This is a genomic window from Pedobacter sp. CFBP9032 (assembly GCF_034045265.1).
In the GTDB taxonomy this organism is placed as follows: domain Bacteria; phylum Bacteroidota; class Bacteroidia; order Sphingobacteriales; family Sphingobacteriaceae; genus Pedobacter.
In genome coordinates this window covers 1-12,015 of sequence record NZ_JAXCWE010000012.1, presented here as the reverse complement: position 1 = coordinate 12,015, position 12,015 = coordinate 1, and the positions used below count along the sequence as shown (strand labels likewise).

Sequence of the window (12,015 nt, the reverse complement as noted above, 5' to 3'; positions counted from 1 at the left end):
GTAGAAAGAATAAGCGCTAAGGCCTACTTATTTTTTAACCTTAGTCGATTTTCCTGCATCCCAAATCCTGTTGCGGTTTCTAGAGTGGTTGTTCCCGATAGCGGATTAACCTGCATCAGTGTGGTATGGCTCAGACCTGCCTTCGCTGTTGTTTTTAAGCCGTTGAGATCATTAATTGCAGCTTTCAGACATGATTCTTCAGGGTTTCCCAAATCCGGACTGGCTAGGCTACTCACAGCAATATCTACTGGCATGCCTGTAAAATAATCAGACCAACCGGCCCCGTTGCGGATCAAAAAACTACTTAGGTAAACACTGTACTGATCAATGTTAATTGCAAAGAAGCCCACGGGTTTGCCGTAAGTTTTTTCACCAATGAGTTTTACATTAAAATAGGGTTTCAAACAGCTGATGAGTAATTCGCTTGCGGATGCTGTTTTGCCAGATACAATAAAATAAACGCCCTGTATAGTAGTTAGATTTCCTTTTTTATTAAAGTGATAAGTATTACCTTTTTCGGTGTAGTCTACATCAGCCATGGTAGCATTTCGACCATTATAAACCACTGTTTTTCCTGCAGCGTCTATATAAGGTTGATACTTTAGAATTCTGGCCTGCCCTGCCTGCATTTTAGCATTGAACATTTCCGTATACATCACCTTTCCATTCAGCGAAGTGGGCACTATTAGATTAGCTATATATTCAGCCGTTTCTACATAACCACCTGTATTACTGCGAAGATCTACCACTATATATTTAGGGTTTGTAGCTGCCAGTTCTGTAAATGTCTGATCTAAAATAGCTTGACATCTGCTCAATTTTGGAAAAGCACCTAAAGCGAGATAAGCAATATTCTTATCGCCTGAGGTTAGCCCAGTACTGGTCAATAATGCCGGGGAAGAACTGATTACTCCAGCTGTAGCGCCGCCATTAATTCTGCCAGCTTCGAGGTAAGAATATTTTGCACTCCCGGTATAAATTGGAAATTCGTAGGCACTGCCTGTTGCCTTATCAATTTTAAACTGTGAAATATCAAAAAGTTCTTTCCTAAACGCAGTTAGATCTGGGCTAACGTTTGCATATTTCTGCCTTGGATTGAAATCTCCGTAATTAGGTAGTGCATCACTCCACAGATAAACCTGTTGAGCATATAAAAAGATAGAATCTAACGTAAACTGGGTACGTGTACCTGTGGTAGGCGAAATAATCTCGTCAGTTTCTGCCGATGAAGACTTCTCCTTTTTACAAGCAATCAAGCACATAAAAATCAATAAGACCAGACAGCTTACACCAAATTTTCTCTTTTTCATTGCGTTAAGGTGTGATAATAGTTGCTGTTGCCGCGGTGGTACTCCAGGTATACATAGAATATCCAAATGATGCTAGTTTATCTGCGGCTGAATATAATTCGATGCTTCGGATTGCGCCTGTGCTTATGGTAGCGGGCAGGGTAAACTTTAGTGAAGTATTACTTTGAGAAGCGATTGGTGCAATATGGGTTTTGCCACCTGTATCTCCGGCAACAGTAATAATAGCGTGCGTATAATTCCCATAATAATACCTGGCAGCAGGAGCTTGCAGTGCATAAGTAAAGGAAATCTGATCACCTTTTTTAACGCTTTTACCGGCCTGGTCGAATTGATAAACACCTTTAGTTGATGCCGGAAATGGCTTGCCAAGTGTAAATGGACCTTTAACAAGCGTATTCGTACCACTAATCAACTTTACCTGATAATTTCCAGTATCAATCTTTGCGTCTAAAGGGACTGTAAACTGGATTTTGCTCGACCATAAATTGTCAGTTGGTGAAAAATGAATCTGATATTCTTTATTTTGCTTATCAACCAAAAATAATTTGGTTTGATTGGAATCAGGAATAAAATATTCTCCAATGATCAGACCAACTTGTCCCAATCTGGTAAGTGAAATTCTACTGACTATTGGAACAGGTTGGTTAATGGCTACTTTAAGTACATATTTTTTAATACTCCCATCTTGTGCGGTAACGGAATAGGAAATACCTGTTTTCAGATTAATCTCTTGTCCTGAAGACGGGCTTATGGAAGCACCAGAAGATACCATAATCTCTGGTGTTACCTTATATTTTACATTTTGAAATGGCGGCCAATAGACAATAATACTATCACCCTTGAGCGAGGCTTTCAATTCATTGTTCAGCGCATCTTTAATAACGAAGCTTTCGATATCATTATATGGTGTATTAAGATATTCCTTTTTACAGGATGAAAACAGCAGTAGCGCAAATATGCCGGATAGGAAGAATAATTTAAATAAGTAACGATAACACATATTTTTATATTTTATGGGTAAAAAAGAAGATTAAATTAGATCTATAATCATTAAGCTTGCAACCTCCATAATCAAAAAAATCATAAAGTGAACATGCAGATCATTGAACTTAAGATTAAATGAGTCAACCTTCTGAACAGTTGGCAGGCTGATTTTGATCAGCCTGCCAGATAATGATTAGACTATAATACCGTTCCGCGATCAAAGTAATATACACCCCTATTGTTGGTAGAAGTTCCTTGACCAACTGCACTACTGAATTTAAGTGCACGTGTAGTTACGCCATCACTTACAAAAATCACGAGGTTTTGAACTGCTGCTACACCTCCTCCGGTAGCGTAAACCAACCAACCATTAGCATCTCCAGAAGTATTTGCTGCATTTGAGGTAGTAGAAATACCTAAAGAAGGAACAGTTGTTGCACTTGCAGCATCTGATGCATCAATGGCAGACAATGCTTTTGGGGTATTTAAATAACTAAGCGTATACCCACTTGCTGGTGTAATAGTGGAATTATTAAAACCAGAAAACAATAATTGGTATGCAATACTACCTACTGTATCCTGTGCACCGGTAATAATATTGGCATATACCGTACCGAATACTGCCCCTCCAAACCTTGGATTACCCCAACGGCCAACGATGGTGTCGGCAACTGATGATACGGAAGCTTTAGCACCATTCAGGTTTAAAGGAATGGCAGTATCATTCTCTTTTTTACAAGAGGTAAATGCTAAGGTAAATAAGGCAAGGGCAAAAACTGCTTTTGAGATATTTTTTATTGAATTTTTCATGTTATAATATTTATAAATTGATAATTATTGCTTTTTTTTAGTGAGAGCAGCTTAACCTGTTATTTCTTATCCTGGTAGATTGAAAATACATTTTAGCCCCGGGAACCAGATTTGTTTTTGAATCCGCTCAGAAAGAATAAAAGATTAAACTTGTTTCCATTATCAGGATTTTTTTGATGCTTGTTTTTTCATAGATTATATTTAGAGGTTAAACATGATGTTGGTTTACTGGCTGCTTCTGTACACAAAGCAGTCAATTTCTTTCTATTTAGGGCTTATTGTGATTCTAGGATAAGCAATAATTGGGCTCCAGGTACCAAAATTAAGCGCTGCACGACAGTCCAGATCTTTAATAACAGGGAAATTATCTGGTATTTTAATCGTTGCGCTAGTTCTATTAAAGCTTTGAACAATTAAGGGAATAATCCGCCCGTCAGGCAGTTCGAGGCTTACCGATTTAAGATCAATAAAGACGGTTTCCTGTATCGGATTGAGGGTAAAAGTATCTCCTTGCTTTAAAGTTTTGCTTGCAAATAATGTTATCGGTCTTCTATAGACCACATGCAATGGCTTATCAACCCTCACTATATTGCCGAGAAAACTTACATCTACCTGATAATAGCCACTATCCAATTCAGAAGGCAAACGCCCTATATTGAGAAGGTAGCCATCTAAAAACACAGGCAAAGTAGATGCTGCTCCAATCAGATCTGGTTTGAAAGTTTTATTCGTGCCCTGCTGTGTAAGGGTTACATCAAGCGTAGCCACACTGGTACTTCTTAGGTTTCCATAAAAAATTTGCGTGGCATTGGGCGATCCTTCGTTGTTTCCCATGGGCCAGGATAAGCTTAGGCTGGGTGGATTTTGCTGTATAATTTTAAGGCTATACGTGCGCACTTCACCCGCTGATGATTTTACAGAAAAAGTCTGTTTATCGTCGGCTATGTTTACCGGCTGAATCTGAGTAGTAAGCGTAGCACCCTGATCTACAGAAATTTTGGGTTCTATAACGGATAGTGAATAATAATAGGGCACGTAAACAGTAATGCTGTTTTTAATATTGTCAATCGCGCCATGAATCACAGTATCTTTCACGTTCACCACAGTGAATGCAGTAATTCTGTTCTGCTCAAGATGTTCATAGTCAACGGTTTTTTTACAGGCAAAAAAAGTGATGGCTGTGAATGCCATTAATAAATATGGATATAGTCTTTTCATAAAAATTTATTATTTAATCTCAAATTTGGTGCTGCCTGCCGGAACGATTACATATTCGAAGGTGAAGAACATGTGGGGTGTATTTCGCATCATTTTATCTGCTGTTAATACATCTTTGTAGCAACTGATCATTTTGATTTTAGCAAAATCTCCTTTAGCGGTACGCACAATAATCGTTCTTGCAGGTGTTTTTTGGCCATTAGCCATAGTGAAGGTATTGCCCAGTGCATAAGCAACATGCTGTTTATCATAACTCCCATCGCCTACCACAATGCCGCCAAAATCATATAAATACCAACCAAGTCCTTCACCGAAAGCGCCGAGATCATCGGTACCAATTAATCCCTTTGCTGTCTTAAAATCAGCAGCAGAAGGGATGGCACTTACCTCCTCAAATGATTTCGCCACAATGGTTACCCCACCAATACCGGGCCCACCCAAACCGGCATTATTCGTATTCACACCATTGTTTCCACCAATAAAACTGTTGTATAATCCACTAAAAGATATATCCCAAAAAGATGTTTTACCGAATGTTGCAGGCTGAGCTTTTTTAAAATCCAGACTAAAAAGCACTTCAGGCTTAGGTGCCGTCGGGTTGGTATCATCCGTTTCAACCTGAAAGTTTTCTACACGCTGTACCTTGTAGTAGGGTACCATATCTATAGATCTGTTGGTTGTAACGGGCTTTTCTTCAGCAATTACCGGATCATCCTTTTTGCATGCGGTAAAAAAAACAATCGTTATCAGACAGAACGAAAGCCGTTTAAATAGCCTGGTGCTTGTAATCATTGTATTCATCTTTGATTTATTTTGTTTGTAAATTCTTAGTTCCATCTTGCTGTACATAATATTTAAAGGTGTAGTATGGCGCAGGCCAGTTCAGATCGGTAACACTGGGCGGATTGCCCTTGTAGGCGTTGATTAATTGTAATTTGGCATACTTCCCATCTGGCAGCCGAATGGCATAGGTGCGGTTGGGTATTGCTTGCATGATATGTGTGTTCAGGCTATAGAAAAACCATCCGTTAGCACCGGCTGATGATGCCCAGCCAATTTTAGTGATTGTACTGGCATTAAATAGCTGATCTGTGGGTGCCTGATTAACCGTATCGTAATTTTGATCCAGCATCACAACGGCACTTTCTGCAATCCCTCCATAACCAGGATTAAACTGGTAATCTTTGTCATTCACATAAACCTCACTATTATAAGGCCCAGTAAAAGCTAAATCCCAATCTTTGGTTTTTAACCATTGAGCAGAATCAGCCCGGGTTCTGATCCATATTTGCTTCTGGTCTTTAAACCGGAAAAGAAAAGTATAAAATGCCCTTACCTCTTTTCCGGGGGTTGCACTCCCCATCGAAGCTTGCGTATCGCCGGCAAGATCTGAAATTACAGTACTGTTCCCATCTTGTAAAACCTCATTGGGTGCTAATTCATCTTTCGTACAAGAAGATATCAACAAGATAAAAACGCTAAAGAAAACTTGCAGTGCCTTACAGTTTAAGATTTGATATTTATTCATTGGTTTAAGATTTTGATCAGTTTTATGGTAATGATATGATTGTCAATAAGATTGCTATTTTTAATCATTCTAAATAACAACTCTGCAAACATCTGCATTAGTGCGCATATACCCTTTGTTCAATCCGTATTTTCTTTTGTTCCATCCGTATTTTGTTTTGTTCTATCCGTATTATTTCATCGCATTTAATCATAAAGGATTTACTTTACGCCCGGATCAAAAAACCTAAAAAACTATAATCCAGCTACTTAAAAAAAATAAGGCACTTATATCCAGACTAGCGCTGAACGGAATCGGTAACATCACGCACTTGTATTTGGCAGAATTAAAGCCTTGTTTTGTGCCACACAGAAAATAAACAGGAATGCGTTTTAAGGATAGAAGAAAAATTATAATATTGACGATGGCCTTATGGTTATCTGTTATCACTGTTACAATTGCACAGCCTAAAAGAATAGTTACCCTGAGTGGAGCAATCAGTGAAACGGTTTCTGCCCTTGGCCTCGGCAAAAATATCGTAGCGGTTGATGTAACGAGTGTTTACCCTGAAACAATAAACAAGCTACCAAAGGTGAGCAGGAACAGGGCGCTATCTGTAGAATCAATTTTATCTTTTCATCCCGATCTTATTGTGGCTCCTGATGGCGACCTTTCTAAAGCACAATTATCACAGTTTAAATCTATGGGGGTGCGGGTGGTACAGATCAGGCAGGAATATTCTGTTGCAGGTGCATTAAAATTTATCAGGCAGATTGCCGCCGCAATTGCAATGAGTTATCAGGGAGAAATGGTGGCCAGAAATGCCGAACAAGCAATTCAAAAGGCATTAAATGAATTAAAAAAAAATCAAAAGTTGCAGAAAGTACTTTTCATATATGCCCGCGGAACACGCACTATGAATGTAGCGGGCAAGGGCAGTAGCATAGATGCAATCATCCACCTTGCAGGAGGCAGAAATGCAATACAGGAATTTAATGAATTTAAGCCTTACACGACCGAAGCCTTAATTAAAAGCAATCCGGATGTGATTTTGATGTTTGATTTTGGAGTAAGCAGCCTGGGCGGCAAGGATGCTATTTTAAAGATGCCGGGCGTAAATTTCACCAATGCTGGCAAGAACAAAAAAATTATAGAAATGGATGGTCCTTTGCTCATTAACTTCAGTACCCGGTTAGCAGAAGCCATCAGGACATTAAATGCCAAAATTTATTAATATGAAAAGGCTTCTGATTTATCTTATCCTCAGTTTTGCCCTCTTGTTTTCCATTGGCTTATCTCTTTCTTTAGGTTCGATGAGTATTCCCCTCAAAGAAACCTATTTGGTGTTGCTTAAATTCATTGGTATTTCCAGCAACCCTTCTATAAATCCATTAAATGAAGGGATTATCATGATGATCAGAATGCCCAGAGTTTTAATGGGAATTCTGGTTGGAGGAGCCCTGGGCATTTCGGGAGCAGCTATACAAGGTATTTTCAGAAATCCGTTAGCCGAACCTGGTTTAATAGGCATTTCATCAGGTGCCTCATTGTTGGCCGTATTAATTATCGCTTTCGAAACACTCCTGTTTTCCGGGCTTAGTGAAATTCTGGGCCATTACCTGTTGGCCTTCGGGGCATTTGCAGGCGCAGGTATTGCCGCCCTGCTGGTGTATCATCTATCGAAAACAGATGGACAAGCCAATGTAATAACGATGTTATTGGTGGGGATTGCTATAAACGCCATGGCGGGTGCGCTTACTGGTTTAATCAGCTACCTGGCGAACGAACAACAACTCCGAAGCATTACTTTTTGGATGCTGGGCAGTCTTGGTGGGGCAACCTGGCAGAATGTTAGCTGCCTGCTCGCATTTGTAATGATCCCCATGATTTTACTTCCTTTTTTTTCAAAGGGGCTAAATGCTTTTGCCATCGGAGAAAAACAGGCAGAGATGATTGGCTTAAACCCGGGATTAACCAAATCTATGGTTGTTTTATTATGTACCATGGCTGTTGGTGCCTCCGTATCTTTTTCTGGAATTATTGGTTTTGTTGGCTTGCTGGTGCCACATTTGGTGAGACTCATTGGCGGTGTAGACCATAAATTTGTGCTTCCGGCATCTGCCCTTCTTGGTGCATTGGTGCTTACTTTTTCTGATCTGGTTGCCAGGTTAGTTATCCAGCCGATAGAACTTCCAATTGGTGTGGTTACCGCATTAATTGGTACACCAGTATTCCTTTATATTCTCATCCGTGATAAAAACAAATTAACCCATTAAGATATGATGTTAAGAATAGAGTCTGTTAGTTATCAGAAAAACCAGCGGTACCTGATTAAAGATGTTTCCTTTAGTGCCAAATCCGGGGAAATCATTACCATTCTTGGCGCAAACGGTGCTGGTAAATCTACCTTAATGAGCATGCTCTCTGGCGAACGTAAACCATCATCAGGCAGGGTTATGATTGATGGTAAAGAGATTTCAGGCTACAGTAGAAAGGAACTGGCTACAAAAAGAGCGATGCTTCTGCAACAAAACCCGATCAGTATAGGTTTTTCCGCTTATGAAGTAACGATGATGGGCAGATATGGAAAATACCGCAATCAGCCCGGACCAGCAGATAAAAGAGCAGTAGCAGAAAGCATGGAAATTTGTGGGCTAAATAATTTTGCAGAAAGGTCTATGCTAACTTTATCTGGTGGGGAACAGCAAAGGGTGCATTTGGCCCGCACATTAGCCCAGGTTTGGGATAGTCACCAAGCTTTAATCATTCTTGATGAACCCATTAACAATATGGATATGCAATATCAGCACCAGTCGCTGGCAATTGCCAAAGCCCTTGCAAAAAAGGGTTTTATTGTGATTATGGTATTGCATGATGTTAATCTTGCGGCTCAATACGCCAACAGAATCATCATGATGAAGGATGGCAGAAAATGGTGGGATGGCGCTCCGGCAGAAGTACTTACCCCACAGCATATGTTTACTGCTTTTTCGGTACATGCATTAACACATACCGATTTAAGAAGTTTAAAAACTATTGTAGTGCCTGAAGAAATTATTCTGGATGCCAGCACATTTAATACAAACTTCGCAAAAACAGCAGAAACTGAAGCCGATCCGGAAAAACTAGCAGCGCTGCGTGTAAAGGAAAACATCCATTTTAATGAACAGCTAAATAACTTAACTTATCAAATTTCAAATGGGTAAGTAGAATAGCATTCCGTCAATTTCCATTAGCTATCCGTGCAGACTGGTGCAATTTTAAATCGGTTTATCATCAAACCCTAATTTCACTAGGGAGAATTCCGTAGTATTTTTTGAAAGCGTTAGTAAAACTGGCCTGATGCTTAAAGCCAACATGTATACCAACCTCATACATATTTTTTCTTTCTTCTATAATCATTCGCTTGGCACTTTCCATTCTAAGCCTGGTGATATAATCATAGATAGTACTTCCAAAATACTTTTTAAATCCATTTCTCAGCTTAAACTCATTGAGCAATACCATTTTAGAAAGTTGCTTATGTGTTGGCGGTGCCATGTATTGCTGTTCGAGAATTTCTCTGGCTTCTTCTAACTTTGGAATATCCCGTTCAATCAGATCTTCCTTTCCGGTTTCTGCAAACTGGCTAAATTGCTCTAGCTGGTATAGAATCAACTCAGTAATCCTCGCATCGGTGAAAAGCCTTTTTAGTTCACCCTCTTGTCTGGAAGAACGGATGGCCGCTATGGTATGACGCATTTCATGCGTGGCAAACAGGTCCTCTTCTCCAAAGGAAGTGGTTTTACCCTTCTGCATTTCCTGAACAAAATGCTCGTGCAGTGGAGAATATAAATCAACCAGGTTGAGGTAATAATCTTTGGAGAGTACGATCAGGAAATAAATAAAATCAATATCAGGTTTCACCTCATAAGCCTGCTTTGATGAGGGGATATATCGAATATTGTGCCTGCTGGAACCATATCTCTTTTGCTTTTTATCCGGAACATTAACTTCTTTGGTTAATATAAACTGACTGGTAATGGCCTCTCCATTTATCTCTGTAAGTATACGGGTGGGTTTTTCAAATCGCATTTCAGAATAAATAAGAAAAAGCCCGTTTGTGGATAACTGATAATTTTGAATATCTGCAGGAGTTTCTTTAATGGATAATCCTTTTTCAGACAGTCGATGCGCGGCTATATATTTATCGGGTATCTCTTCCTTAAAGAGAAAATCCTGATGGTGTTCTATTCTGGCACTAACAATCATGGCGATAAAGCTTAGCGGTAATTGAAATTAATATCTTCAAAGATACACATAATTTATAATCATTCTAAATAATATTCTAAGGAATAATAAATCTTTAATTGTTGCGTAAAATCAAAGTTTTTAACGGTTACTCATTTTATTCATCCTGGCATCCACCCAAATATTTTGCTTATTTATTTGTATTTAATCTAAATAATCATCAATTTCGCATGAGATGGAAAAAGCCTGTATCGATATTAATGAATTAATTAACGTGTTCTCTAACAATGAAGGTGCTGTTTATCAATCTGATAAATTAAATTGCTTTTATGTAGATTTCGGCGGTAAGTTTGCCCGCTACAATTGCTTATCACTTCAAAAGTTAAAGAAAGTTGTTGAAGAGATTGACATCGAAGCTTTATTGCTAAATACGCAAAGAGCCGATTTCGAATTGGTTACTTTCAATGGTTGCGAACATATCTACTTATTAAGTGCATTAGAAATTATCTCACTTAAAGATCTGTTACAAGGAACTTTTACCATGTTTACATTAAACCACATGGTTAACGATTGCCTGCACAGGCTGGTTGTTTAGCGTTTCGGGTTGATTCTTTTTTTGGTTATTGCGACCATAACCTATAGTACCATTTCTTTATTTTATTGATTTTGCTATTTCTAAGCTAAGTAACTATAACCAAAATTTAGTATTATAGAAATCGCCTATTTCAAACTTTTCATATCCATTTTTAATCCCTAACCCCTCCCCCTATCTCTTTCCCGTTACCTATTCTTCTCTTATCAATTCTCTCCTCTAACCTTCCTTTATTTAAACTCATTATAAATACTTATCCATCAGCAATTTAGACTAATTTCATATAGTAAATAATTTACAATACTGAACAATTCTGTGTTACATTTGTATTGTTATTAAAGCACAAAAATTATGAAAGATTTAATGCGTATTAAATGTTTAATATCTCAGGATATTGAAACACTTTTAAATCAGCAGATTAAAAAAGAGGCACACTCCTCATCACTATATTTATCAATGGCATCTTGGTGTAACCAAAACGGTTACGACTTTTCAGCAGATTATTTTACTAAACAATCTGAGGAAGAAAGAGCTCACCAATTAAAATTGTTCAAGTACGTATTGGATATGGGCGGAAATGCTATTTCTCCAGAAGTAACTGGTATTAAATATGATTTCGCGGGTTTTAGAGAAGTATTTGAAGATGCTTTGGAGGCAGAAATTGCCATCACACAAAGTTTCAAAAACTTGGCGTCGAGATGTTTAAAAGAGCAAGATTTCGTTACGATGGAGTTTCTAAACTGGTTCTTGAAAGAACAACGTGAAGAAGAATATAAAGCTCGCCGTGCACTGGAATTATTCGAAGTAATTGGAGAAGAAGGAACTGGAAGATGGGAAATTGACAAGCATGTGAATGATATTACCTATTCTGAAGACTAGTTAACAACTAACAAAACATATATTTAAAGCTATCTTAATGAAAATTGAGATAGTTTTTTTTTGTTCAGAAAGACTTGTGAATTTTTCAGTTTATCCTTATTTACCGCAAACCAAGGGCACGATCTCTACGGTTTATTTAACCCAAATAAACTGTTAAGTAAAGAACTTAAAGTGTCACATCTATCTTTTGTCTACCTAACAGAAAACTAACGTCTATAATTCTCAAATTAATGGGCTAAAACTCTTCGGTCTAATACTTTTTAAAATCAGGGAATTCAATCTGCTCCATCTATCAGTTGGTATCTCACCAACAGAAAAACCATGCCTGTAATTTCACAGATAAAAAAAGTAAAATCTAAGTTGGCTGGTGGTACAATCCTAAAAGGTGACTAGTCCTGAAAATTTGATACAGGATTAATAATTAAATAAAATTACGATTTAAATAGCAGTTGGTTCATTCCGGCTGCTATTTTTTCGTTTATAAG

Annotated in this window: 12 protein-coding genes; 5 read left to right on the top strand and 7 right to left on the bottom strand. The window is 38.3% G+C overall.

Going from position 1 to position 12,015, the window contains the following annotated elements:
* Nucleotides 1-23: 23 nt before the first annotated feature.
* The 6 genes from SOM16_RS18970 to SOM16_RS18945 form a co-directional block, all read right to left on the bottom strand.
* Nucleotides 24-1,310, bottom strand: a complete 1,287-nt coding sequence (locus SOM16_RS18970; protein ID WP_320465572.1) for a S41 family peptidase — start codon at nt 1,308-1,310, stop codon at nt 24-26.
* A gap of 4 nt (nt 1,311-1,314) precedes the next feature.
* Nucleotides 1,315-2,310: a hypothetical protein gene (locus SOM16_RS18965; protein WP_320465571.1), complete on the bottom strand. Its 996-nt coding sequence runs from the start codon at nt 2,308-2,310 to the stop codon at nt 1,315-1,317.
* Nucleotides 2,311-2,492: 182 nt separating this feature from the next.
* A complete protein-coding gene (locus SOM16_RS18960; protein ID WP_320465570.1) occupies nt 2,493-3,104 on the bottom strand; it encodes a hypothetical protein in 612 nt (203 codons plus the stop codon).
* 264 nt (nt 3,105-3,368) lie between these two features.
* The gene (locus SOM16_RS18955) at nt 3,369-4,322 is read right to left on the bottom strand and encodes a hypothetical protein (protein ID WP_320465569.1); all 954 of its coding nucleotides are present in this window, start codon (nt 4,320-4,322) and stop codon (nt 3,369-3,371) included.
* Nucleotides 4,323-4,331: 9 nt separating this feature from the next.
* Nucleotides 4,332-5,123, bottom strand: coding sequence for a hypothetical protein (locus SOM16_RS18950; RefSeq protein ID WP_320465568.1), 792 nt, complete (start codon nt 5,121-5,123; stop codon nt 4,332-4,334).
* A gap of 7 nt (nt 5,124-5,130) precedes the next feature.
* Complete coding sequence (locus tag SOM16_RS18945; protein ID WP_320465567.1) at nt 5,131-5,850, bottom strand: HmuY family protein; 720 nt, start codon at nt 5,848-5,850, stop codon at nt 5,131-5,133.
* Nucleotides 5,851-6,253: 403 nt separating this feature from the next.
* Between SOM16_RS18945 and SOM16_RS18940 the strand changes: the two genes are divergently transcribed.
* From SOM16_RS18940 to SOM16_RS18930, 3 genes are read left to right on the top strand one after another with little or no spacing between them, the layout of a single operon-like run.
* Nucleotides 6,254-7,063 carry a heme/hemin ABC transporter substrate-binding protein gene (locus SOM16_RS18940; RefSeq protein WP_320465566.1) on the top strand — a complete coding sequence of 270 codons (810 nt, stop codon included), beginning with the start codon at nt 6,254-6,256 and terminating at the stop codon, nt 7,061-7,063.
* 1 nt (nt 7,064) lies between these two features.
* Nucleotides 7,065-8,105 (top strand): FecCD family ABC transporter permease, encoded by a 1,041-nt coding sequence (locus SOM16_RS18935; RefSeq protein WP_320465565.1) that lies wholly within the window; start codon nt 7,065-7,067, stop codon nt 8,103-8,105.
* Between the two features lie 3 nt (nt 8,106-8,108).
* Nucleotides 8,109-9,035, top strand: a complete 927-nt coding sequence (locus tag SOM16_RS18930) for a heme ABC transporter ATP-binding protein (RefSeq protein ID WP_320465564.1) — start codon at nt 8,109-8,111, stop codon at nt 9,033-9,035.
* 70 nt (nt 9,036-9,105) lie between these two features.
* Here SOM16_RS18930 and SOM16_RS18925 read toward each other — a convergent pair whose 3' ends face one another.
* The gene (locus tag SOM16_RS18925; protein WP_320465563.1) at nt 9,106-10,080 is read right to left on the bottom strand and encodes a helix-turn-helix transcriptional regulator; all 975 of its coding nucleotides are present in this window, start codon (nt 10,078-10,080) and stop codon (nt 9,106-9,108) included.
* A gap of 214 nt (nt 10,081-10,294) precedes the next feature.
* Here SOM16_RS18925 and SOM16_RS18920 point away from each other — a divergent pair, with 214 nt between their 5' ends.
* Nucleotides 10,295-10,654, top strand: coding sequence for a hypothetical protein (locus SOM16_RS18920; RefSeq protein ID WP_320465562.1), 360 nt, complete (start codon nt 10,295-10,297; stop codon nt 10,652-10,654).
* Nucleotides 10,655-11,002: 348 nt separating this feature from the next.
* Nucleotides 11,003-11,530 carry a ferritin gene (locus SOM16_RS18915; RefSeq protein ID WP_320465561.1) on the top strand — a complete coding sequence of 176 codons (528 nt, stop codon included), beginning with the start codon at nt 11,003-11,005 and terminating at the stop codon, nt 11,528-11,530.
* The last annotated feature ends 485 nt before the right edge of the window (nt 11,531-12,015 follow it).